The 21,271-nt window shown below is 63.9% G+C and carries 23 protein-coding genes, 1 tRNA gene, 1 other RNA gene and 1 pseudogene; 17 read left to right on the top strand and 9 right to left on the bottom strand.

The features are described 5' to 3' along the window. Nucleotides 1–147: 147 nt before the first annotated feature. Nucleotides 148–759, bottom strand: a complete 612-nt coding sequence (rpsD, locus tag VSX77_RS00130) for a 30S ribosomal protein S4 (protein WP_338425649.1) — start codon at nucleotides 757–759, stop codon at nucleotides 148–150. Between the two features lie 200 nt (nucleotides 760–959). On the opposite strand from rpsD, the pseudogene VSX77_RS00125 reads away from it, so the two are divergent. Beyond that, nucleotides 960–1,273, top strand: a pseudogene (locus tag VSX77_RS00125) (chorismate mutase). Between the two features lie 10 nt (nucleotides 1,274–1,283). On the opposite strand, the gene VSX77_RS00120 reads toward VSX77_RS00125, so the two are convergent. The 5 genes from VSX77_RS00120 to rpiB are packed head-to-tail and all read right to left on the bottom strand — an operon-like array spanning nucleotide 1,284 to nucleotide 4,485. Beyond that, nucleotides 1,284–2,036 (bottom strand): RNA methyltransferase, encoded by a 753-nt coding sequence (locus tag VSX77_RS00120; RefSeq protein WP_338425647.1) that lies wholly within the window; start codon nucleotides 2,034–2,036, stop codon nucleotides 1,284–1,286. Continuing rightward, nucleotides 2,033–2,500, bottom strand: coding sequence for a transcriptional regulator NrdR (gene nrdR, locus VSX77_RS00115; protein WP_338425646.1), 468 nt, complete (start codon nucleotides 2,498–2,500; stop codon nucleotides 2,033–2,035). Before nrdR ends, VSX77_RS00120 begins: the two co-directional genes overlap by 4 nt. 3 nt (nucleotides 2,501–2,503) lie before the next feature. Then, nucleotides 2,504–2,722 carry a hypothetical protein gene (locus tag VSX77_RS00110; protein ID WP_338425645.1) on the bottom strand — a complete coding sequence of 73 codons (219 nt, stop codon included), beginning with the start codon at nucleotides 2,720–2,722 and terminating at the stop codon, nucleotides 2,504–2,506. A 6-nt stretch (nucleotides 2,723–2,728) separates the two neighbouring features. Beyond that, a complete protein-coding gene (gene glyA, locus VSX77_RS00105) occupies nucleotides 2,729–4,036 on the bottom strand; it encodes a serine hydroxymethyltransferase (protein WP_338425644.1) in 1,308 nt (435 codons plus the stop codon). After that, nucleotides 4,033–4,485: a ribose 5-phosphate isomerase B gene (gene rpiB, locus VSX77_RS00100; protein ID WP_338425643.1), complete on the bottom strand. Its 453-nt coding sequence runs from the start codon at nucleotides 4,483–4,485 to the stop codon at nucleotides 4,033–4,035. Before rpiB ends, glyA begins: the two co-directional genes overlap by 4 nt. A gap of 112 nt (nucleotides 4,486–4,597) precedes the next feature. On the opposite strand from rpiB, the gene VSX77_RS00095 reads away from it, so the two are divergent. Continuing rightward, a complete protein-coding gene (locus tag VSX77_RS00095; protein ID WP_338425642.1) occupies nucleotides 4,598–4,762 on the top strand; it encodes a hypothetical protein in 165 nt (54 codons plus the stop codon). 106 nt (nucleotides 4,763–4,868) lie between these two features. Here the strand turns inward: VSX77_RS00095 and VSX77_RS00090 are convergent, their stop codons facing one another. Continuing rightward, nucleotides 4,869–5,525, bottom strand: coding sequence for an alpha/beta hydrolase (locus VSX77_RS00090; protein WP_054588059.1), 657 nt, complete (start codon nucleotides 5,523–5,525; stop codon nucleotides 4,869–4,871). A 186-nt stretch (nucleotides 5,526–5,711) separates the two neighbouring features. Between VSX77_RS00090 and VSX77_RS00085 the strand changes: the two genes are divergently transcribed. From VSX77_RS00085 to VSX77_RS00030, 12 genes are all read left to right on the top strand, one after another. Continuing rightward, complete coding sequence (locus VSX77_RS00085; RefSeq protein ID WP_338425667.1) at nucleotides 5,712–6,803, top strand: cysteine desulfurase family protein; 1,092 nt, start codon at nucleotides 5,712–5,714, stop codon at nucleotides 6,801–6,803. Beyond that, nucleotides 6,800–7,138 (top strand): 2Fe-2S iron-sulfur cluster-binding protein, encoded by a 339-nt coding sequence (locus VSX77_RS00080; RefSeq protein ID WP_338425641.1) that lies wholly within the window; start codon nucleotides 6,800–6,802, stop codon nucleotides 7,136–7,138. Before VSX77_RS00085 ends, VSX77_RS00080 begins: the two co-directional genes overlap by 4 nt. A 251-nt stretch (nucleotides 7,139–7,389) precedes the next feature. After that, nucleotides 7,390–7,487, top strand: an RNA gene (gene ffs / locus VSX77_RS00075) — signal recognition particle sRNA small type. A 43-nt stretch (nucleotides 7,488–7,530) separates the two neighbouring features. Continuing rightward, entirely contained in the window at nucleotides 7,531–9,222 is a 1,692-nt protein-coding gene (locus tag VSX77_RS00070; protein ID WP_422397255.1) for a DNA polymerase III subunit gamma/tau, read from the top strand. Further along, complete coding sequence (locus tag VSX77_RS00065; protein WP_338425640.1) at nucleotides 9,219–9,554, top strand: YbaB/EbfC family nucleoid-associated protein; 336 nt, start codon at nucleotides 9,219–9,221, stop codon at nucleotides 9,552–9,554. Before VSX77_RS00070 ends, VSX77_RS00065 begins: the two co-directional genes overlap by 4 nt. Nucleotides 9,555–9,708: 154 nt before the next feature. Continuing rightward, nucleotides 9,709–12,051, top strand: coding sequence for an endopeptidase La (gene lon, locus VSX77_RS00060; RefSeq protein ID WP_422397256.1), 2,343 nt, complete (start codon nucleotides 9,709–9,711; stop codon nucleotides 12,049–12,051). A gap of 168 nt (nucleotides 12,052–12,219) precedes the next feature. Then, nucleotides 12,220–12,492: an HU family DNA-binding protein gene (locus VSX77_RS00055; protein WP_037510426.1), complete on the top strand. Its 273-nt coding sequence runs from the start codon at nucleotides 12,220–12,222 to the stop codon at nucleotides 12,490–12,492. Between the two features lie 163 nt (nucleotides 12,493–12,655). Continuing rightward, nucleotides 12,656–12,730, top strand: a tRNA-Val gene (locus VSX77_RS00050). A 95-nt stretch (nucleotides 12,731–12,825) separates the two neighbouring features. Next, complete coding sequence (locus VSX77_RS00045) at nucleotides 12,826–13,134, top strand: hypothetical protein (RefSeq protein WP_338425638.1); 309 nt, start codon at nucleotides 12,826–12,828, stop codon at nucleotides 13,132–13,134. Nucleotides 13,135–13,249: 115 nt separating this feature from the next. Continuing rightward, nucleotides 13,250–13,915, top strand: a complete 666-nt coding sequence (locus tag VSX77_RS00040) for a response regulator transcription factor (protein WP_011541111.1) — start codon at nucleotides 13,250–13,252, stop codon at nucleotides 13,913–13,915. Nucleotides 13,916–14,099: 184 nt separating this feature from the next. Next, on the top strand, nucleotides 14,100–15,398 hold the full coding sequence (locus VSX77_RS00035) for a sensor histidine kinase (protein WP_338425666.1): 1,299 nt from the start codon (nucleotides 14,100–14,102) through the stop codon (nucleotides 15,396–15,398). Between the two features lie 618 nt (nucleotides 15,399–16,016). Further along, a complete protein-coding gene (locus tag VSX77_RS00030) occupies nucleotides 16,017–16,832 on the top strand; it encodes a ferredoxin--NADP reductase (RefSeq protein ID WP_338425636.1) in 816 nt (271 codons plus the stop codon). Between the two features lie 114 nt (nucleotides 16,833–16,946). Here the strand turns inward: VSX77_RS00030 and VSX77_RS00025 are convergent, their stop codons facing one another. After that, nucleotides 16,947–18,359: a M20/M25/M40 family metallo-hydrolase gene (locus tag VSX77_RS00025; protein ID WP_338425635.1), complete on the bottom strand. Its 1,413-nt coding sequence runs from the start codon at nucleotides 18,357–18,359 to the stop codon at nucleotides 16,947–16,949. Nucleotides 18,360–18,482: 123 nt separating this feature from the next. On the opposite strand from VSX77_RS00025, the gene VSX77_RS00020 reads away from it, so the two are divergent. The 3 genes from VSX77_RS00020 to VSX77_RS00010 are packed head-to-tail and all read left to right on the top strand — an operon-like array spanning nucleotide 18,483 to nucleotide 20,298. Continuing rightward, complete coding sequence (locus tag VSX77_RS00020) at nucleotides 18,483–19,115, top strand: lysophospholipid acyltransferase family protein (RefSeq protein WP_338425665.1); 633 nt, start codon at nucleotides 18,483–18,485, stop codon at nucleotides 19,113–19,115. Then, a complete protein-coding gene (locus VSX77_RS00015) occupies nucleotides 19,112–19,921 on the top strand; it encodes a DUF1295 domain-containing protein (protein WP_338425664.1) in 810 nt (269 codons plus the stop codon). Before VSX77_RS00020 ends, VSX77_RS00015 begins: the two co-directional genes overlap by 4 nt. After that, the gene (locus VSX77_RS00010; protein WP_338425663.1) at nucleotides 19,897–20,298 is read left to right on the top strand and encodes a ribose-phosphate pyrophosphokinase; all 402 of its coding nucleotides are present in this window, start codon (nucleotides 19,897–19,899) and stop codon (nucleotides 20,296–20,298) included. Before VSX77_RS00015 ends, VSX77_RS00010 begins: the two co-directional genes overlap by 25 nt. Nucleotides 20,299–20,360: 62 nt before the next feature. Here VSX77_RS00010 and VSX77_RS00005 read toward each other — a convergent pair whose 3' ends face one another. Beyond that, on the bottom strand, nucleotides 20,361–21,266 hold the full coding sequence (locus VSX77_RS00005) for an RcnB family protein (protein WP_338425662.1): 906 nt from the start codon (nucleotides 21,264–21,266) through the stop codon (nucleotides 20,361–20,363). Nucleotides 21,267–21,271: the final 5 nt, after the last annotated feature.

Raw genomic sequence — 21,271 nt, 5'->3', positions numbered from 1 at the left:
AAGGCTGCGGTCGAGCGGGGAAACGAAGCATGGAAATTCCTTGAGTTTTCCTGTTTGATTACGGGCTTGTGCCAGCCGCGCTCCCTCGATGCAAGAAGGGCGACCCTTGCGGACCGCCCTTCTGAAATCCTTTCGGTAGAAAACCGATCAGCGCGAATAGAATTCGACGACCAGATTGGGTTCCATCTTCACCGGATAGGGGACTTCGTCGAGCGTCGGGACGCGGACATAGGTTGCCTTGGTGCCGTCGACCGCCAGATATTCGGGCAGGTCGCGCTCGGGCAGGCTCTGCGCTTCGGCGACCAGCGCCATTTCCTGCGCCTTCTTGCCGAGGGTCACTTCGTCGCCCGGCTTCACGAGGCGGCTCGCGATATTGCACTTCACGCCGTTGACGTAGACGTGACCATGGCTGACGAGCTGGCGCGCCGAGAAGATCGTAGGGGTGAACTTGGCGCGATAGACCACCGCGTCGAGGCGGCGTTCGAGCAGGCCGATCAGATTCTGGCCGGTATCGCCCTTCATCCGCGACGCTTCGATATAGTTCTTCTTGAACTGCTTTTCGGTGATGTCGCCGTAATAGCCCTTCAGCTTCTGCTTGGCGCGGAGCTGGATGCCGAAGTCGGACATCTTGCCCTTGCGGCGCTGGCCGTGCTGGCCGGGGCCATATTCGCGTCGGTTGACCGGGCTTTTCGGGCGACCCCAGATGTTTTCGCCCATCCGGCGGTCGAGTTTATACTTGGCGCTCTGGCGCTTCGACATATGCGTCTCCAATTTGCTGTGTGCCGAGGAATTTCGGCGGTTCCCGGGTCGCACCGCACGGAAGGTTTCCGTACGCGACTGCCGCTTCACCGGGGTGCGGAGTCCATTGCGAAGGCGCGCGGTTAGACGGGAGAGGGCGCAAAGTCAAGCGGTACGCCGCGCGCTCGACAGCGGCGAAAAAGCCGCTAAAGGCTGCGCGCATGACGAGCGCCAAACTTCCCGACCAATGCGAAACGATGACCGACGTTCGCGCCGGGGTCGATCAGGTCGACCGCGAACTCGTCGCGCTGCTCGTCCGCCGCTTTGCCTATATGGACGCCGCGGCGCGGATCAAGACCGACCGCGGGACCGTTCGTGATGAAGCGCGCAAGGCCGAAGTGCTCGATAACGTAGCGCGCGCAGCCGCGGCGGCGGGGTTGGATTCGAACGCGTTCGCGCGGTGTGGGACGAACTCGTCGAACAATCGATCGCTTACGAAGCGATCCAGTGGGACCGCCTGCGCGCCGACAGCTGACGCGTTTCGTTCAGCGCGACCGCGGTGCCCGGCCTAGCGCGGTGACGATCCCGTGCATCATGCGGATGTCGTTGTGCGACCAGCCGGTCTTGGTGAGCGTGGTTCGCAGCGTGCGGAGTGTCGCGTCCCGGCGTTCGGGCGGAAAGAAATAGCCGCTCTTGTCGAGGTCGCGAACGAGGTGCCCGATCAGCTCCTCGAGTTCGCCGTGCGGCGCCGGCGGATCGAGCGGGACGTCGGGCGGGCTTGTGAGCGCGGTACCACCCACCACATCATTCGGGACATGCTTCGACCATTCATAGGCGAGCAGGATCACCGCTTGCGCTAGGTTGAGCGAACCGAACTCGGGGTTGATCGGGACGGTGACGATCGTATGCGCGAGCGCGACATCGTCGGTTTCGAGCCCCGACCGCTCGGGTCCGAAGACATAGGCGGAGCGCCCGGCGCTCGCGTGGACCTCCTGTGCCGCAGCTTCGGGGGTCAGAACCGGCTTGGTCACGCCGCGCTTGCGTACCGTTGTCGCATAAATGGTCGTGCAGTCGGCGACCGCATCGGTCAGCGTTTCAAAGACCGCCGCGTTCGCCAGCACCACGTCGGCTCCGGCCGACGCCGGCCCGGCGTCGGGATTGGGCCAGCCGTCTCGCGGGGACACCAGTCGCAACTCGGTCAGCCCGAAGTTGAGCATTGCGCGCGCCGCCTTGCCGATATTTTCGCCAAGCTGCGGACGGACCAGGACGATGACGGGGGGCGGAGATGCCGCGGTCATTTGCTCGGCCGCGCCGCCTCGGTGATCGTCGAGGCGAACTCCTCGAAATCCTTGGCTTCGGTGAAGTCGCGATAGACGCTGGCAAAGCGGATATAGGCGACATTGTCGAAGCCCTTCAGCGCCTCCATCACCATCGCACCGATTTGCTGTGCCTGGACTTCATTGTCGCCAGAGGTTTCGAGCTGGCGCTGGATTCCCGACACCAGCCGCTCGATCCGCGCGCCGTCGATCGGGCGTTTGCGGCATGCGATCTGGACGCTGCGCATCAGTTTTTCGCGGTCGAAGGGTTCGCGTCCGCCGCCCGCCTTGAGCACCGCAACTTCGCGCAGCTGGATGCGCTCGAACGTCGTGAAGCGCGCGCCGCAATCCTCGCACTGGCGGCGGCGGCGGATCGCCGCACCGTCCTCGGTCGGACGGCTGTCCTTCACCTGGCTGTCTTCATGTCCGCAATAGGGGCAGCGCATTGGTTAGCGTTTCACCCGAGTGTAGAGTGCGATCGCGGCGCCGGCGAGCAGTCCGACAGGCCAGCTGATGACGGGGAGCACCGCCCCGGCAACCGCGCCGATCACCCCGCCGGTCAGAACGGTGGGCGTCGAGGGATGGTCCATCCCCTGCCGACCCATCGCCTTGACCTCTTCGATCGTCAGCTCGACCAGCGTCGGCTCCTCGGGGTGTTGGCGCGCCATTGCCCCTTAACCTTGATAGATGGGGAAGCGTTCGCACAAGGCACGGACGCGGCCACGAACGTCGGCCTCGACATCGGCGTCGCCATGCTCGCCCTTGTCGCGGAGTGCCTCGAGCACGTCGGCCACCATGTCGCCGATCTCCTCAAATTCGGCGATGCTGAAACCGCGCGTCGTCCCCGCGGGCGATCCCACGCGGATGCCGCTGGTCTTGACCGGTGGCAGCGGGTCGAAGGGCACCCCGTTCTTGTTGCAGGTGATCGCGCTCCGCTCGAGCGCCTCGTCGGCGTCGCGGCCGGTGATGCCGAGCGGGCGGAGGTCGATCAGCGCGAGATGCGTGTCGGTGCCGCCCGCAACGAGATCGGCGCCACGCGCCTTGAGGCGCGCTGCCAATGCCTGTGCGTTGGCGACGGTCGCTTTCGCATAATCCTTGAAATCGGGGCGCAGCGCTTCGCCGAACGCCACGGCCTTCGCGGCAATGACGTGCATCAAAGGGCCGCCCTGCAGCCCCGGAAAGACCGCCGAATTGATGCGCTTGGCGATTGCTTCGTCATTGGTCAGGATCATGCCGCCGCGCGGGCCGCGCAGCGTCTTGTGCGTCGTCGTGGTGACGACATGCGCGTGCGGGAGCGGCGAGGGATGAACGCCGCCGGCGACCAGCCCGGCGAAATGCGCCATATCGACCATCAGCAGCGCGCCAACGTCATCGGCGATCGCGCGAAAGCGTGCAAAATCAAGCGTGCGCGGATAGGCCGAACCGCCCGCGATGATGAGCGAAGGGCGATGTTCCTTCGCCAGCGCCTCGACCTGATCGAAATCGACGAGATGATCGTCGGCGCGCACGCCGTACTGGACGGCATTGAACCATTTGCCCGACATCGCGGGCGGGGCACCGTGGGTCAGGTGCCCACCGGCGTCGAGGCTCATGCCGAGGATCGTCGCGCCGGGCTTGGTCAGCGCCAGCATCACGGCGCCATTCGCCTGCGCGCCCGAGTGCGGCTGGACGTTCGTGTAACCGCAATCGAACAGCTGTTTGGCGCGGTCGATCGCGAGCTGTTCGACCTCGTCCGACGGTGCGCAGCCCTGATAATAGCGGCGGCCCGGATAGCCCTCGGCATATTTGTTGGTGAAGACGCTGCCCTGCGCTTCGAGGACCGCCTTTGAAACGATATTTTCCGACGCGATCAGTTCGATCTGATATTGTTCGCGTTCCAGCTCATGCTTCATCGCTGCCGCGACTGCGGGGTCGGCGGTGCCGACACCGTCGGTGAAATAGCCGGCCGATTTGATGGGCTTGTCGAGCGTTTCTATGGTCATCGGCTGGTCTCCAGTTGGGGCGGATTGGAAAGTTTGTCGACGCGGCGCGCGTGACGATCGCCGGCGAAGTCGGTGGTAAGGAAGGCATCGAGGCAGGCTTTCGCCATGTCGATACCGGTCAGGCGCGCGCCCATAGCGATGACATTCGCATTATTGTGCTCGCGCGCCAGCTTCGCCGATAAGGGTTCGGACACGAGGGCACAGCGCGCCGCCGGGTTGCGGTTGACCGCGATCGAGATGCCGATGCCTGATCCGCACAGCGCAACGCCGCGGTCGGCGCGGCCATCGGCGATCGCGCCACCCAGCCGATAGCCATAATCGGGATAATCGACGCTGTCGGGGCCGTTGGTGCCCAGATCCTCGACCTCATACCCTTTGTCGCGCAGCCAGTCGGCGAGCACGGCTTTCAGGTCGTAAGCGGCATGGTCGGAGGCGATGGCGATGCGCATGGTGCGGCTCCCGCGGGGCATAAGGGAATCGATGAGCGCGCTTTAGGCCAAGCCGCGCGGATTGACCATAAGCGAGGTGGCAAATTTGTGACGGCGCCGATAAAGCCGCGTCATGTCCGATACGATCATTTCGATCCTGATGCTCACCGGCGTCGTGCTGACCGGCGGCGCGGCCTATGTGTTTCGCAAGGGCGATCGCCGCCGCGCGTTGCTGATGCTGATCGCCGCGCTGGTCATGTTCGCCAATGTCGCGGTGTGGCTGGCGCCGGTGACATAGCATTTCGTCATTGCGAGGAGCCGAAGGCGACGCGGCAATCTCCAGCGTGCGTCCATGTCAGCCGATAGCTGGAGATTGCTTCGCTTCGCTCGCAATGACGGTGATGTCACCGAATCGGCGAATCGGGCGCGAGGCGCATATCCAGATAGTTATCGAGCGATTTCATCAGCTGATCGAGCTCATGCTCGAAAAAGTGGTTCGCGCGCGGGATCTCGTCGTGATGGATCGTGATGCCCTTTTGGGTGCGCAGCTTGTCGACCAGCTTCTGCACCGCGCCCGGCGGCACGATCTCGTCCTGCCCGCCCGCGACGATAATTCCCGACGAGGGGCAGGGGGCGAGGAAGCTGAAATCATACATGTTCGCCGGCGGCGCGACCGACAGGAAGCCGCGGATTTCGGGGCGGCGCATCAAAAGCTGCATCCCGATCCACGCGCCGAAGCTGAAGCCTGCGATCCATGTCGTCTGCGCTTCGGGGTGGATCGACTGCACCCAGTCGAGCGCCGAGGCGGCATCGGAGAGTTCGCCGATCCCGTTGTCGAACGTGCCCTGGCTGCGGCCGACGCCGCGGAAGTTGAAGCGCAGCACCGCGAAACCGCGCGCGACGAAGCTCTTGTACATCGCCTGCGTGATGCGGTCGTTCATCGTGCCGCCGCCCTGCGGATGCGGGTGCAGGATCAGCGCAACCGGCGCACGCGGCCGCGGAGGAGGCGAGAATCGCCCTTCGATGCGGCCCTCGGGGCCGGGAAAAATGACGTCGGGCATGGGCGCACCTTCTATATGTCTTGGGCTTGCCAGTGATTCGCCGAGGGGCGGGGTGGCGGAGCGGGATTGGTGCCTATATAGAAAACCGGTCTCGACTTGCAACTTTTGCGAATTGTTCGCAATAAGGCGCTATTTTCTTTGTTTTCCGTTTAACCCGAACGGGATTTGAGGACGGCCAAGCCCGCCATGATCTACCTTGATTACCAAGCGACGACGCCGCTCGCTCCCGAGGCGCGCGAGGCGATGCTGCGCTGGCTCGAAGGACCGGGGGGAGGGGACGGCTTTGCGAACCCGTCGAGCACGCACAAGGCGGGTCGTGCCGCCGCGGCGGCGGTCGAGGTCGCCCGCGATCAGGTTGCGGCGCTGCTGCCAAAGGGCGGGCGCGTCTTTTTCACCTCGGGCGCGACCGAGGCGCTCAACTGGGCATTGTTGCGCGGCGCGGAACTGATGCCCGGCGGCGTGGCGGGGCTTAGCATTGAACATGCGGCTTCGTTGCAATGCCTTGAACGTCTCAATGCTACGGTCCTGCCGGTCGATGGCGCGGGACTGGCCCGATCGCCTGACCCGGCTCTGATCCCTGAAAACGGCATCGTCGCCGTGATGCTCGTGAACAACGAAGTGGGGACGATCCAGCCGGTCGCCGACTTCGCCGCCGCTGTTCATGCGAAGAATAGCCTGCTGCTCTGCGATGCGGTGCAGGGCTATGGCCGCGTTCCCATCCCCGACAGCGCGGACCTCATTGCGCTGTCGGCGCACAAGATCCATGGGCCCAAGGGCATCGGCGCGTTGTGGATCAGGGACGGCATCGATCTGCCGCCGCTGATGTTCGGCGGCGCACAGGAACAGGGGATGCGGTCGGGCACCGTATCGCCCGCATTATGCGCCGGGTTGGGCGCCGCGGCGGCGCTCGCGGCCGAGCGGTTCGATCAGGATGTGGCACATGTCGAGCGGCTGTGGTCGCTGGCGATGGAGATGCTTCGCGAATGGACGCTCAACGGTGATGCGGAGCGCCGCTATCACGGCAATCTCAATATTCGCCGCGACGGCGTGAACGGCCTCCGCTTGATGTCCGACGCCCGCGACGTCGCTTTTTCGCTCGGCAGTGCGTGCGGCAGCGGGTCGGGCAAGGTCAGCCATGTGCTACGCGCGATGGGCGTGAATGAAGCTGATGCGCGCGCGTCGATTCGCCTCGGCTGGGGGCGCTATACCAGCGAACAGGAATTGCGCGATGGTTTGAACGCGATCAAAGCCGCAGCGCGGTTGCAAGGGGTCAATTGATGCGTGTCACCTTTATCCACGCCGACGGCAAGGGGCGCATCGAGGCGGAGGCGCAGCCCGGTGACATATTGCTCGACGTCGCGCAGGCGCATCTGATGCCGCTGGAGGGAACATGCGAGGGGCAAATGGCATGCTCGACCTGCCATGTCATCGTCGCGAAAGAAGATTTCGATCGTCTGCCGCCGGCGAGTGAGGAGGAAGAGGATATGCTCGACCTCGCCGCGGGGGTGCGGCGCACGAGCCGTCTGTCGTGCCAGATCGTGCTGACCGAGGCCTTGGACGGTCTGACGGTGCATATCCCGGCGGAGAGCCGGAACATGCAGGGGCCGCGCTGACTGGTTCCGGCCGAAAGCGGACAATAAAATCCTCCCTGTCGCGCAGCGATGGGGAGGTGGCAGCGCGAAGCGCTGACGGAGGGGCTTTGGCGCTGCCGTCGCGGCCCCTCCACCACTCGCTGCGCGAGCGGTCCCCCTCCCCATGGCTTCGCCACAGGGAGGATTTAGCGGCAGCTCACCACCCCAAAGCCGAGATAACTGTGCTATACGGCGCCGACCTTGCATTTCGCGTGCGTCCCCGCCATATGCGCCCCGGGAGTCGGGCGGACGCAGTCTTCGCCAACCCGGTCAGGTCCGGAAGGAAGCAGCCGCAACGAATTCGCTGCGGGTCGTTCCGGCTCCCACCCATTTCCCCCTTCGACAAGACCGGCGCCGCCCCCTAAGACGGGGCCATGAGCGATTCCGCCGACGACGAACCCCCGATGCTGGGCATGGACCTGCCCGAGGCGCCCACACCGGCGGCGTCCTCCGGCCCGTACCGCGTCCTGGCGCGCAAATATCGCCCCCAGACTTTTGCCGAGCTGATCGGGCAGGACGCGATGGTGAAGACGCTGGGCAATGCCATCGCGCGCGACCGGCTGGCCCACGCCTTTCTGATGACCGGGGTGCGCGGGGTCGGCAAGACATCGACCGCGCGCCTGATCGCCAAGGCGCTGAATTGCATCGGCCCCGACGGGCAGGGTGGGCCGACGATCGACCCGTGCGGGGTGTGCGAGCCGTGCCGCGCGATCACCGAGGGCCGCCATATCGACGTGATCGAGATGGACGCTGCGTCGAACACCGGTGTTGACGATGTCCGCGAGATTATTGAGGCCGTACGCTATGCCGCAGTCTCGGCGCGCTACAAAATCTACATCATCGACGAAGTGCATATGTTGTCGCGTAACGCCTTCAATGCGCTGTTGAAAACGCTCGAAGAGCCGCCGCCGCACGTCAAATTCCTGTTCGCGACCACCGAAGTCAACAAGGTTCCGGTGACGGTGCTGTCGCGCTGCCAGCGCTTCGACCTTCGCCGCATCACTCCCGACATGCTGTTCGCGCATTTCAGCGCAATTTTGCAGAAGGAAGGGGTAGAGGCCGAGGCGCCCGCAATCTGGCTGATTGCCAACGCCGCCGAAGGGTCGGTGCGCGACGGCCTGTCGATTCTCGATCAAGCGATCGCGCACGCAGACCTCGACGGCGGCGGCAAAATCGGCGCCGATCAGGTGCGGGCGATGTTGGGGCTGTCCGACCGCACGTCGATTGCCGCACTGATGGCGGCGATCCTTGAAGGCAACAGCGGCGGCGCCATCGACCTTGCGCGGGCACAATATGCGTTGGGGTTCGAGCCCGTCGCGATGGTGCGCGGGCTGATGGATCTGACCCATGCCATCACGCTCGCGAAAGTGTCACGCCATGACGATCCCGCCCTCGCCGAAGCCGATCGCGAACGCATCGGCGATTGGGCGCAAAAGCTTGGGTTCGCGCCGCTCAATCGCCTGTGGCAATTGCTGCTGAAGGGCCATGACGAGGTGCTCCGCGCGAATAATCCGCTCGAGCATCTCGAAATGCTGCTGCTGCGCGTCATCTATGCCGCGTCGCTCCCCGATCCCGGCGAACTGGCAAAGTTGTTCGAAACCGGCGGGGTGCCGGCGATGCCGATCGCGGCGCCGGTGACGGAGCAGGGGACTGCCGCGCTGGACCCGGCGCCGGCGGCCGAACCTCAGGCGGGCGCACTTAATATCGCACAAATTCATCAGCTGCTCGAAAGCAGCGGACACCATCAGCTTGCGCGGCAGGTTTATGATGATGTCAGGCTTTTGGAGCTCGAGCCGGGACGGCTTGTCTATGCGTCAGTTCCCGAACTCGACGGCGATTTCGCGCGGCGGCTTGGCGAGGCGCTGTTCAGCCAGACCGGCAGCCGGTGGCAAGTGCACGAGGGCACCGGCGAGGGACGGCCGAGCCTCGGGCAGATGAAGGCGGCGAAGCTCGCCGACAATGACGCACGTATTCGCGAACTGCCCGTTGTGAAGGCCGCCCTGGCGGCTTTTCCCGACGCGCGGCTTGTCGAGAGCGATAACAATCAGCATAGGTCCAATCCATGAAATCGATCGAAGAAATGATGAAGGCGGCGCAGGAAGCCGCCGCCACCGTGCAGGCGCAGATGCAGGAGGCGCAGGCGAAGCTCGACAGCGTCGAGGTAGAAGGCGTATCGGGCGGCGGTCTTGTGAAGATCAAGGCGACGGCCAAGGGCCGGATCAAAGCGATTCACATCGACGACAGCCTGATCGTCCCCGCCGACAAGCAGATGCTCGAAGATCTGCTCGCCGCCGCCTTCAACGACGCGCGCGAAAAGGCCGACGCGGCAAGCAACGAAGAAATGGGCAAAATGACGAGCGGCTTGCCGTTGCCACCGGGCTTTAAGCTGCCGTTTTGAAAAGGCGGCACCATTGAACGCAGCGCAAGTTACGCCATATTAGCGTTGACCACCCTATAAGAAGGACGGTGCGCCGGTCGCGGCGCGCGTTCAGGAGCCGTAATGACGCAATCCTATCCCCTTTTGCCGCTGCGCGATTGTCGTTTTCCCGCATATGATCGTGCCGCTGTTCGTCGGACGTGACCGTTCGGTTGCCGCGCTTGAAGCGGCGATGGAAGCGGGCAAGGAAATTTTTCTCGTCGCGCAACTCGATCCCGGCGAGGACGATCCGCAGCGCGATGACCTGTATGACGTCGGTGTGATTGCGACAGTGCTTCAGCTGCTGAAGCTGCCCGACGGTACGGTGCGCGTGCTTGTCGAAGGCAAGGAGCGGGCGAAGCTTTTGGCGCTCACCGATGAAGACAAGGCGGTGATGGCGAGCGTCAAGCCGATCGCCGATACGGTCGACGACAGTGTCGATACCGCCGCGCTGATGCGATCAGTCGTCGATCAGTTCGAAAGCTACGCCAAGCTTAACAAGAAGATGCCCGCCGAAACCGCGGTGCAGCTGTCGCAGATCGACGACGCCTCGCGCCTCGCCGACTCGGTCGCGGGCAATCTCAACATCAAGGTCGCCGAAAAGCAGGCGCTGCTCGTCGAGGATGCTCCGTCGAAGCGTCTCGAAATGGTGTTCGCTTTCATGGAGGGCGAACTCGGCGTATTGCAGGTCGAAAAGAAGATCCGCGGCCGCGTGAAGCGCCAGATGGAAAAGAGCCAGCGCGAATATTACCTCAATGAACAGCTGAAAGCGATTCAGCGCGAGCTCGGCAACGACAATGGCGAAGGCGGCGACGACCTGGCCGAACTGCAGCTCAAGATCGACAGCCTCAAAATGTCGAAGGAAGCCAAGGCTAAGGCGAATGCCGAGCTGAAAAAGCTGCGCGCGATGGCTCCTATGTCGGCCGAGGCAACGGTTGTGCGCAACTATCTCGACACGCTCATCGGCCTGCCGTGGGGCAAGAAATCGAAGCTGAAGAAGGATATTGCGAAGGCGCAGGCCGTCCTCGACGACGACCATTATGCGCTGGAAAAGGTCAAGGACCGGATCGTCGAATATCTCGCCGTCCAGGCGCGCACCAACAAGCTCAAAGGCCCGATCCTGTGCCTCGTCGGCCCTCCGGGCGTCGGGAAGACGTCGCTCGGCCGCAGCATCGCCAAGGCGACGGGACGCGAGTTCGTGCGCCAGTCGCTCGGCGGCGTGCGCGACGAGGCCGAAATTCGCGGCCATCGCCGCACTTATATCGGCTCGCTGCCTGGCAAAATCGTGACGAACCTGAAAAAGGCCGGCGCGATGAACCCGTTGTTCCTGCTCGACGAGATCGACAAGCTGGGCCAGGATTTCCGCGGCGATCCGGCGTCGGCGCTGCTTGAGGTGCTCGATCCCGAACAGAATGCGAAGTTCCAGGACCATTATCTGGAGATCGACGTCGATCTTTCAGACATCATGTTCGTGACGACGGCGAACTCGCTCAACCTTCCGCAGCCGTTGCTCGACCGCATGGAGATCATCCGGCTCGAGGGCTATACCGAGGATGAGAAGGTCGAGATCGCCAAGCGTCACCTGATCGCCAAGCAGGTCGAGGCGCATGGCCTGAAGGACGGCGAGTTCGAGCTGACCGAAGACGGTTTGCGCGACCTCATCCGCTATTATACGCGTGAGGCCGGCGTCCGCACGCTCGAGCGCGAGATTGCGCGTCTGGCGCGCAAGGCGCTGCGCAAGATCCTCGAGGGCCAGGCGGAAAGTGTGATCATCACGCCCGAAAATCTGGCCGAATTTTCCGGTGTCCGGAAATTCCGCCACGGTGTGTCGGATCGTGAGGATCAGGTCGGCGCGGTTACCGGCCTTGCCTGGACCGAGGTCGGCGGTGAATTGCTGACGATCGAGGCGGTGACCGCGTCGGGCAAGGGTCAGGTCAGGACGACCGGCAAGCTCGGCGAGGTGATGACCGAGTCGGTGCAGGCCGCGCTGTCGTTCGTGAAGGCGCGCGCGCCGGCCTACGGCATCAAGCCCAGCCTGTTCGCGCGCAAGGACATTCACATCCACCTGCCCGAAGGCGCAGTTCCGAAGGATGGCCCGTCGGCGGGTGTCGGCATGGTCACGGCGATGGTGTCGACGCTGACGGGTATTGCGGTGCGCAAGGATGTCGCGATGACCGGCGAAGTCACGCTGCGCGGCCGCGTGCTCGCGATCGGGGGCCTCAAGGAGAAGCTGCTCGCGGCGCTGCGCGGCGGGATCACTACGGTTTTCATTCCCGAAGAGAATGAAAAGGACCTGGTCGAAATCCCGTCGAACATCACCGGCAAGCTGAAGATCATTCCGGTCAGTCATGTCGACCAAGTGCTTGCCGAGGCGCTGGTTTCGCCGGTCGAGCCGATCGAATGGACCGAGGCTGACGAACTCGCCGCCTCGCCGCCGATCGGCACCGGCGGCGATCACGAAACGGCGATTCGCCACTGACTCGTCGCGAATGGACGACCATTCGCCCCAAGTTCGTCGCAAAATCGGCGTTTTGGGGCGATTTTCTCCCTTTTTTGCTTTGACAAGCCGGGGTCAAACATCGTTAGTGGCGCGCCATGGCTTCGGGCCATGAGAATCATTCAACCATAATGCAGGGGTTCCTTAGGCATGAACAAACAAGACCTGATCGCCGCCGTCGCCGATTCGAGCGGCCTGACCAAGGGTGATGCCAGCAAGGCCGTGGAAGCCGTCTTCGACGCGATCACGGGCTCGCTCAAGAAGGGCGGCGAAGTCCGTCTCGTTGGCTTCGGCACCTTTGCCGTCAGCAAGCGCAAGGCGTCGACCGGTCGCAACCCGCGCACTGGCGAAACGATGACCATCGCGGCGTCGAACCAGCCGAAGTTCAAGGCCGGCAAGGCCCTTAAGGACGCCGTCAACTAAGTTGGCCCGCGCCTTTTGATACGAACATCTCGGGCCGTGGCGCAAGCTGCGGCCCGTTTTGCATGGATGGCCGGGTTTTCGGAGAAATGGGCGTTGCATTCGCTGCATCAGCGGCTATTGGACGTCCGGCTTTCGGACGGCGGACCTAGGTTCGCACCGGGACGGGCGCGTAGCTCAGCGGTAGAGCACACCCTTCACACGGGTGGGGTCACAGGTTCAATCCCTGTCGCGCCCACCATGGCCTCGCTGCCATGGCAACCGGTCCCGAAACCCGAACCGCGGCTGACGCGGCCATTCATCGGCTATTCAATGCTATCGCGGTAGGGAACGGCCATGATCCGCACGCTGACCTTTTCGCTTTGCTCCGCGCTGCTGCTTTCGGCGGCCGTGCCGACGGCTGCGCGTGGCGACCGCGACCAGAATCATCTGCGCCAGGCCGCGGCCGAGGGTCAGGTGGTGCCGCTGGGCAAGCTGATCGCCGATGTCCGTTCGCGCCCGCCCTATAGCGGGATGACCTATCTCGGCGGGCCGCAGTTCGATGCGGAGCGGATGATCTACAAGCTCAAATTCATGGACGGCAGCCAGGTCGTCGTCGTCTATGTCGATGCGCGCACCGGCCGGATCGTCGGCCGCAACCCCTGACATCGCAGGCAAGGCGAGCGCGTCCCGCAACCATTTTTTGCGATGGGCGTCCGGACTTGATACATAGTCGAAACATGCGGCCGATACCGTCGGCGCGCAAAGGAAAGGCGCCTGAATGCGGATTTTGATTGTCGAAGACGAACCCACGCTGGGTCCGCAGCTCAAAGCGACGCTGGAGGGAGCGGGTTATGCGGTCGACCTTGCGACCGATGGCGAGGACGGGCATTTCCTCGGCTCGACCGAAACCTATGACGCCGCGATCCTTGACCTCGGCCTGCCCGAAATCGACGGGCTGACCGTGCTCGATCGCTGGCGGCGCGAAAAGCGCAATTTTCCTGTGCTCGTGCTGACGGCGCGCGACAGTTGGTCGGACAAGGTGGCGGGGCTCGACGCGGGCGCCGACGATTATCTGGCCAAGCCGTTCCAGACCGAGGAATTGATTGCGCGCCTGCGCGCGCTGATCCGCCGCGCGTCGGGCAATGCGTCGAGCGAGCTGACCGCGGGCGACGTCCGCCTCGATACGCGCTCGGGACGCGTTACGCTCGCCGGCGAGCCGGTGAAGCTGACCGCGCAGGAATATAAGCTCCTGTCATACCTGCTCCATCACAAGGGCAAGGTCGTGTCGCGCACCGAGCTGATCGAACATATTTACGACCAGGATTTCGATCGCGATTCGAACACGATCGAGGTGTTCGTGACGCGCATCCGCAAAAAGCTGGGCGCCGACATCATCACCACGATCCGCGGTCTTGGTTATCAGCTCGACGATCCGCAAGGCTGACCATGCGCCGTCGCTGTTTCCTTGTCGTTATCCCGGCGGAGGCCGGGATCCCGCCGGTGCGGGGTGACGACAGGGTGAGATCCCGGCCTTCGCCGGGATGACGGATACAAAAAGGTTGGAGAGCTCGGCCGCCCCGTCGAATCCAGCGCCTCGCGGCCGCATCACCGGCTCGCTTGCGCGGCGTATGATCGCCATCGCCGCGCTGTGGATTTCGGTGCTGCTGATCGGCGGCGGTTTTGCGCTCGACCGCGTGCTGACGAGCGCGATCACGCGCAATTTCGATTCGAGCCTTGAATATGTGCTGATCGCGATGATCCGCTCGTCGGAGATCGGCCCCGACGGCGAGGTGCGGCTGATCGAACCGCTTGGCGATCAGCGTTTTCTGGAACCCTATAGCGGCCTGTATTGGCAGATCAGCGGCGGTGAGCAGGAACCCTATCGTTCGCGATCGCTCTGGGAGCGCACGCTGAAGGCGCCGACGCCGCACATTGACGATCAGATTCATACCTATGACAGCAATCAGTTTCCCGACGAAGAGTTGCGCGTCCTTGAACGCAACGTGATCCTGCCGGGGAGCCGGACCAGTTGGCGCTACCAGATTGCGCAGTCGCGCGAGGCGCTGGACGTGCAGGTGGGCGCCGTGCGCCGGACCCTGATCCCCAGTCTCGCGCTGCTGGGCCTCGGTCTCATCATCATGGCTGCGCTCCAGACTTTTTACGGCCTTTGGCTGCGCGACATCCGGCGCGCGATCGCGGCGATGCGCGGCGGGCAGAACCGCCGCGTCGATGCGCCGCTGCCGCTGGAAGTGCAGCCGATGGTCGATGAGCTCAACGCGCTGCTCGCGCATAACGAGAAACAGGCGGAGGAGGCGCGGCTCCACGCGGGCAATCTCGCGCACGCGCTCAAAACTCCGCTGACCGTGCTGGTCAACAGCGCGACCAGTTCGGATTCAGAACTGGCGAACACGGTGCGGCGCGAGGCAGCGACGATGCAGCGGCAGGTCGATCATCATCTTGCGCGCGCGCGCTGTCGGGGGCGCGGCGCGGCGCAGGCGCGCGCGGTGGTGTGGGACAGCGTGCAGAGCGTGTTGCGCGCGGTTGCCGCGCTCTATCCCGACGCGCGGCTCGATGCCGCGGGCGACCGGACGGTGGTTGCGAAAGTCGAGCGGCAGGATCTGGACGAGCTGGTCGGCAATCTCCTCGAAAATGCCGCAAAATATGGTGGAGGCAGCGTCTTCGTCACGATCGGCCGCGACGGCAATATGGCGGAAATCATTGTCGAGGATGACGGGGCGGGTATTTCACCCGAGGATCGTACGCGCATTTTTGATCGCGGCGTGCGGCTCGACAGCGGCAAGCCGGGGACCGGCCTCGGCCTCGCGATCGTCCGCGATGTGGCCGAAATCTATGGCGGCAGCATCGCGCTCGAAGAGAGCGAGGATTTGGGAGGAGTGCTGGTAAGGTTGCGGTTGCCAGCAGGGTAGGGCTGCGGGCTCAAGTCAAAGGTCAGGAAAAGTCAGCCCTGTTTGATTGCCGATCTGCATTCCCCCGGTACATGCCGCGCCGCGCTTCTGCGCCCGCGTAGGGGCGGGAACGACCCATTTTTTTTCCATATCTTGAAAGAGGTGGGATGAAGGCTGGCACAGCGGGGTCATGTAGGACAGCGTTTTTTTCTAAATGTCTGCCTTGGAGTGGGGAGCGGACCATCCCCGTTTTCCGTTCGTGTCGAGCGAAGTCGAGACACCCATCGACGCTACGCCCCGCCCGATGGGGCATCTCGACTTCGCTCGATGCGAATGGGTTTGGGGGAGGCGGTAACGCTACTATCGGCCGTTAGCCGACAATCTATCGTAGTTGACGAAAAGGAGTCCGAGGGCGGAACGAGTCCGCAATCCCGCATTTAGACTATTATTGCAAATGCGTCTCAATATGATATAGATTTGATCTGAGCAAATGGTGAAGATTCGCCGTGGCTGGGGATTTAAGGGACGCAAGCAATTCTGCTTGGACTGGGGCCCGCGATTCCGCTTCGGGAGATCGCAGAGGTTTGCGGCGCCGATCTGGTCGGTGCGCGCGATGACATATCAGGAAAGCCGAAGAGAATGAGTGACCGTATTGCCGCCGCCGCCAAGCTGGCCCCCTCCGCCTCGTTGACCGTCGAGGAGGTGCGTTCGGTGCGCCACTGGAACGACCATCTGTTCAGCTTCACGATCACGCGGCCGCCGAGTTTCCGCTTCCGGTCGGGCGAGTTTGTGATGATCGGGCTGCCGGGCGAGGGACGGCCGCTGCTGCGCGCTTATTCGATCGCGAGTCCTGCTTATGCGGATGAGCTGGAATTTCTGTCGATCAAGGTGCCCGATGGGCCGTTGACCTCGCGGCTTCAGAAAATCCAGCCGGGCGATCCGGTTTACCTTGGGCGCAAACCGACGGGGACGCTGGTCGCCGACGCGCTGTTGCCGGGGCAACGCCTGTTCCTGCTGTCGACGGGCACAGGGCTTGCGCCTTTCCTGAGCCTGGTGCGCGATCCCGACATTTACGAGCGGTTCAGTCAGATCCAGCTTGTCCATTGCGTCCGACAGGTCAATGATCTCGCGTTCCGCGACGCGCTGGAAAGCCAGCTTGCGGGCGACCCGCTGGTGCAGGATCAGGCGCTGCTGCAATTCCACTATCTGCCGACGGTGACGCGCGAGCCGTTCCGCACCGCGGGGCGTATCGATGCCCTGATCGACGGCGGGCGGCTGTTCGGCCATCCGCTGACCGGCCCCGCGCATTTCGATCCGGCGACCGACCGCGTCATGATGTGCGGCAGCATGGCGATGATCCGCGACCTCGAAGTGCGGTTCGAGGCGCTGGGTTTCGAGGAAGGATCGAACGCGGCGCCAGGCGATTTTGTGATCGAGCGCGCGTTCGTGGGTTAGGGTTTGCAGTCGTCATTGCGAGGAGCGAAGCGACGCCGCAATCTCCAGCGAACAACCTTGCGCCATACCGATGGCGGGAGATTGCTTCGCTACGCTCGCAATGACCTACGATATTCAAGGCTTGTCGGCGTAAGCCTTCACCAGATCGAACATATAGTCGCGTCCAACATAAACGGAGCGCACCTCCATCCGTTCGTTGACGCCGTGCGCGCCGTTGCCGTCGGGGTCGCCCCACATGCCGGGAATGCCGTAGGTCGGGATGCCGACCGCGCCGAGGAATGTCGCGTCGGTATATCCGTTCGCCATCGACGGAATCACCTTCAGCCCCGGCCAATATTTGTCGACGAGCGTCTGCATCGGTCCGATGATCTTCGGGTCGAGCGGTGGCGCCGGCGGCGCGGGACGCTTGGGCGGCAGCTGGGTGATGGTGACGCCGGGATCGCCGATGATCTTCGCAAGTTCGTCCCTGATCGATTCGATGCTATGACCCGGAAAGATGCGGCAATTGATGTTCGCGCCCGCGCGCTGCGGCAGCGCGTTCGGGGCGTGACCGCCGTCGAGCAGCGTCGCGACGCAGGTCGTGCGCAAATTGCTGTGCAGGAACGGGTCCTTGTTGACGATCGCCTCGGCCGCCTTGTCGGCGGGGTTTTTGGCGAGCGCGACCATCGCCTTGCCGGTTTCGTCGCCGCGCACCGGGCCCGCCTCGGCAAAGAAGCGGCGCGTCGTGTCGGTCATCTCGACCGGGAATTGATGGCTCTGGATTTTCATCAGCGCGGCAGCGAGCTGGTAAATCGCATTATCGGGCACCGGCGCCGAGCTGTGACCGCCGGGATTGCGCGTTTCTAAACGGAAATTGGCGAAGGTCTTTTCGCCGACCTGCACCGATTGGCCGAGCACCTTGCCTTTGCCGTCGCTGTCGCCACCGCCGCCTTCGTTCAGCGCGAATTCGGCGTCGATCAGGTCGCGCCGGTTCGCGGCGAGCCATTCGACGCCGTTGAACGCGCCGTTCGTTTCCTCGCCGCACGTCAGTGCCATCTTCACGGTGCGCTTCGGCTTATAGCCTTCTTGCTGAAAGCGGATCAACGTATCGACCCATACCGCCGCCTGCGCCTTGTCGTCGGCGGTGCCGCGGCCATAGAAATAGCCGTTTTCCTCAACCATTATGAACGGGTCGCGCTCCCAATCCTCGCGCTTCGCCTCGACGACGTCGATGTGCGCGACGAGCAGGATCGGCTTTGCGGTCCTGGATGTGCCCGGATAGACGGCGACGAGGCCGCCTTCCTTCGGTTTTTCCGGAGTCGCAAAAAGCGTGAGCTGGCTATCCGCAAAGCCCGCCGCTTTCAGCCGCGCGGCCATGCGTTCGGCGGCCAGCGTGCAGCTGCCCGCCGAAAGCGTCGTGTTGGTTTCGACCAGCTCCTTGTAGATTTCGCGGAAGGCGAGCTGATCGGCGCGTGGCTGCGCCTCGGCGGCGATCGCCGGCGCGGCGAACAGCGTGGCGGACAACAGCAGCGCGGATAGTGACTTCATGCGATTTCCCCCCGTTTGGTACCGCCAAAGGGAGCAGAAACCGGCGGGGAGAGCAAGCCGCGATGCGCGCACTCTTGCGCTGTGCGCGGCTTTCGCGCAATTCGGCTGGGGAGAGGAGCCGGCGTGACAAGGATCGACGACAATCCGCCGGGGCTGGTGGCGCGCGGTGTGCGCCGCCTGTTGCTGCTGCTTTACCGGATGCGCGGATGGAAGGCGGTCGGGGCCGTGCCCGAACCGCGGCGCTTCATCATCATCGCCGCGCCGCACACGAGCAATTGGGATTTTGTCAATTTCCTGGGGCTGACCGCGGACCTGAAAGTCCGACCCTATTTCATGGCGAAGCTGTCGCTGTTCCGCTGGCCGATCGGCGGCTTTATCCGCCAGATGGGCGGGGTACCGGTCGACCGGCGTGGCGGCGGTGATGTCGTCACGCAGATGATCGATGAGTTTGCGCGGCGCAGGGAATTTATGCTGACTGTCGCGCCCGAGGGGACGCGCGGCAAAACGGCGAAATGGCGTACCGGATTTTATCAGATCGCGCTGGGCGCCAAGGTGCCCCTGGTCGTCGGGCTGATGGATTATGGCACAAAGACGGGCGGCCTGGGGCCGCTGATCTGGCCGACGGGCGATTTTCGCGCCGACATGCAAAAGGTGTTCGAGGTTTATAAAAGCTGTATTCCCAAAATTCCCGAGCGTGCGGTGCGCTCGATCCACGACATCGTCGGGGTCGACGAAAAAGGAAACGGGGCGGCATGAGCCACGCGCTTTGGCTTCTGGCGGTCAATTTTGCCGGGCTTCTGGCGGTAATCCTGCTGCTGTGGGCGTTTGCGATGACGATCCGCGATGTGTCCTTCATCGACGCCTTCTGGGGGTGCGGCATGGTGCTGCTCGCTTGGGGGATGGCGTGGCAGGCAGGGATCGACGGCGTACATGCGAAACTGCTGCTCGGCCTGACGTCGCTCTGGGGGCTGCGGCTGGCGATCCACCTCGCGCTCCGCTGGGTGCGCGAGGGCGAAGATCCGCGTTATCGCAAGATACTCGCGACAACGATGGAGGCGCGGCGCTGGAGTTGGGGCAAGACCGCGCTGCTCACCGTGTTCCTGACGCAGGCGCCGCTGCTGTTCATCACCTGCCTGCCCGCGCAACTCGGCATCTGGGCGAGCGCGGGCGGGGGCGTGGGTATCCTCGGCTGGCTCGGCGCAGCGGCGGCACTGGCGGGAATCGCGTTCGAGAGTATCGGCGATGCGCAGCTTCACGCCTTTCGCCAGAATCCCGCGAACAAGGGCCGGGTGCTCGACACGGGGCTGTGGCGCTATACGCGTCATCCCAATTATTTCGGCGACGCGCTGACCTGGTGGGGCATCTGGATCGTCGTACTCGACATCGGCTGGCAGCCGGCGTTGGCGAGCGTAATTGGTCCCGTCTTCCTGACCTTCACCCTCACCAAATGGTCGGGCAAGGCGCTGCTCGAAAAGGGGCTGCACAAGACGCGGCCCGACTATGCCGCCTATGTCGAGCGCACGTCGGGATTTCTGCCATGGCCGCCAAAGACGAAGGCCTAGGCGGTGCAGCCACCGCCGCCGACGCAGGCGCGCTGGGCGATGCACCGCGTATCCGCGCGATCCTGACCGACGCGGCGCGCGCGGGGCGCGTGAGCTATTCCGAACTGCTTGGCGATCTGGGATTCCGCTTTACGCGGCCAAAGATGCGCGCCGTGTGCAAGACGCTGGCCGAAGTCGACAGGCTCTGCGCGATGGACGGCGAGCCTGACCTTGCCGTGCTGGTGGTGCGCGAAAGCGACCGGCTGCCGGGGCAGGGGTGGTGGGTCGGCGGCACGGCGCTGCTGCTCGGTTATGACGGGCCGTGGGAAGGCGCGGCCGCGGCGCGATTCATCCGCGAACAGCAGCAGGCGGTGTTCGATTATTGGAAGAGCCGCTGAACGGCAAAAAAAGGGGCCGGCGGACCGGCCCCAGTTTGTCATTCCGGTAACCGAAAGGAATATTACCAGAAAAAATCGTAGATGACGTCGACCACCTCGCCGCTATAGGTATCGACGAGCAGCGCATCGTCATAATAGCGGACCCAGCGGTACCCCCCATAAGCGGGCGGAAGACGGTAATAGCTCGGGTTATTGATCCAGTAACGCTGGCTGTAAAACAGCGAACCGAGCGTAAATCCGATGCTGAACCGCGTGTAATTGTAGCCGCGATAGGGGTTGTAGTAGCGCGGCATCCGGTAATAGCTGCGGTTCCGCTCGCGGTAGTTTCGCCAGTCGTAGCGGCGATCACTGCGCCAGTCGCGGTTCCAGCGGCTCTGGTTGCGGTCGTAACGGTCGTGGCGCCCATCGCGATAGCGGCGATCGACATAGCCGTTGCGGTTTTGGTCGTAACGGCGATCGACGCGGTCGTTGTTGTTACGATCCCAGCGGCGATCGAGGTCACCATTGCGATTGCGGTCATAGCGCCGGTCGACACGGTTGTTATTGTTGCGATCCCACTGGCGATCGACCTGGCCATCGCGGTTGCGGTCCCACTGGCGGTCGGTGCGACCGTCGCGGTTGCGATCATAGGTGCCGCCGCGCTGGCGCTGGACCTGCTGTTGGGTCTGGCGTTGCTGTTGCGCAGCGCGCTGCTGTTGCCACTGCTGGCGCTGCTGATCATTGCCGCGCTGCGGGCGGTCCGCACGGCGCGGCTGATCGTTGCGGCGCTCGGCGCGCATTTCGCTTCGCTGCTGGCGCTGCGGGCGGGCTTCGTTGCTACGGTCGCCGCCGCGCGCCTCCGGACCGCGCGGGCCACGGTCGCCTCGGTCGCCACGCTGCGCGATCTGCACCCGCTCGCCCGTCGCCTGCGCGGCGGCGGGGGCGATCGGGGTCAGGATCGTCGCAGCGATCAGCAACCCTCCAAACATCCACC

This window comes from Sphingopyxis sp. TUF1 (genome assembly GCF_036687315.1).
Taxonomy (GTDB): domain Bacteria; phylum Pseudomonadota; class Alphaproteobacteria; order Sphingomonadales; family Sphingomonadaceae; genus Sphingopyxis; species Sphingopyxis kveilinensis.
The sequence above is the reverse complement of the archived record's forward strand: the minus strand, read 5'-3'. Positions and strand labels throughout refer to the sequence as shown.

What these genes read in the sequence shown, in the direction of transcription:
- glyA (WP_338425644.1), bottom strand. Translation starts at nt 4,036, where the DNA reads ATGACCATAGAAACGCTCGACAAGCCCATCAAATCGGCCGGCTATTTC.
- VSX77_RS00045 (WP_338425638.1), top strand. Translation starts at nt 12,826, where the DNA reads ATGATCCGCACGCTGACCTTTTCGCTTTGCTCCGCGCTGCTGCTTTCG.
- VSX77_RS00120 (WP_338425647.1), bottom strand. Translation starts at nt 2,036, where the DNA reads ATGACCGCGGCATCTCCGCCCCCCGTCATCGTCCTGGTCCGTCCGCAG.
- VSX77_RS00015 (WP_338425664.1), top strand. Translation starts at nt 19,112, where the DNA reads ATGAGCCACGCGCTTTGGCTTCTGGCGGTCAATTTTGCCGGGCTTCTG.
- rpiB (WP_338425643.1), bottom strand. Translation starts at nt 4,485, where the DNA reads ATGCGCATCGCCATCGCCTCCGACCATGCCGCTTACGACCTGAAAGCC.
- VSX77_RS00110 (WP_338425645.1), bottom strand. Translation starts at nt 2,722, where the DNA reads ATGGCGCGCCAACACCCCGAGGAGCCGACGCTGGTCGAGCTGACGATC.
- VSX77_RS00005 (WP_338425662.1), bottom strand. Translation starts at nt 21,266, where the DNA reads ATGTTTGGAGGGTTGCTGATCGCTGCGACGATCCTGACCCCGATCGCC.
- VSX77_RS00085 (WP_338425667.1), top strand. Translation starts at nt 5,712, where the DNA reads ATGATCTACCTTGATTACCAAGCGACGACGCCGCTCGCTCCCGAGGCG.
- VSX77_RS00090 (WP_054588059.1), bottom strand. Translation starts at nt 5,525, where the DNA reads ATGCCCGACGTCATTTTTCCCGGCCCCGAGGGCCGCATCGAAGGGCGA.
- VSX77_RS00095 (WP_338425642.1), top strand. Translation starts at nt 4,598, where the DNA reads ATGTCCGATACGATCATTTCGATCCTGATGCTCACCGGCGTCGTGCTG.
- VSX77_RS00070 (WP_422397255.1), top strand. Translation starts at nt 7,531, where the DNA reads ATGAGCGATTCCGCCGACGACGAACCCCCGATGCTGGGCATGGACCTG.
- VSX77_RS00065 (WP_338425640.1), top strand. Translation starts at nt 9,219, where the DNA reads ATGAAATCGATCGAAGAAATGATGAAGGCGGCGCAGGAAGCCGCCGCC.
- VSX77_RS00055 (WP_037510426.1), top strand. Translation starts at nt 12,220, where the DNA reads ATGAACAAACAAGACCTGATCGCCGCCGTCGCCGATTCGAGCGGCCTG.
- VSX77_RS00025 (WP_338425635.1), bottom strand. Translation starts at nt 18,359, where the DNA reads ATGAAGTCACTATCCGCGCTGCTGTTGTCCGCCACGCTGTTCGCCGCG.
- rpsD (WP_338425649.1), bottom strand. Translation starts at nt 759, where the DNA reads ATGTCGAAGCGCCAGAGCGCCAAGTATAAACTCGACCGCCGGATGGGC.
- VSX77_RS00010 (WP_338425663.1), top strand. Translation starts at nt 19,897, where the DNA reads ATGGCCGCCAAAGACGAAGGCCTAGGCGGTGCAGCCACCGCCGCCGAC.
- VSX77_RS00030 (WP_338425636.1), top strand. Translation starts at nt 16,017, where the DNA reads ATGAGTGACCGTATTGCCGCCGCCGCCAAGCTGGCCCCCTCCGCCTCG.
- VSX77_RS00040 (WP_011541111.1), top strand. Translation starts at nt 13,250, where the DNA reads ATGCGGATTTTGATTGTCGAAGACGAACCCACGCTGGGTCCGCAGCTC.
- nrdR (WP_338425646.1), bottom strand. Translation starts at nt 2,500, where the DNA reads ATGCGCTGCCCCTATTGCGGACATGAAGACAGCCAGGTGAAGGACAGC.
- lon (WP_422397256.1), top strand. Translation starts at nt 9,709, where the DNA reads ATGATCGTGCCGCTGTTCGTCGGACGTGACCGTTCGGTTGCCGCGCTT.
- VSX77_RS00035 (WP_338425666.1), top strand. Translation starts at nt 14,100, where the DNA reads ATGATCGCCATCGCCGCGCTGTGGATTTCGGTGCTGCTGATCGGCGGC.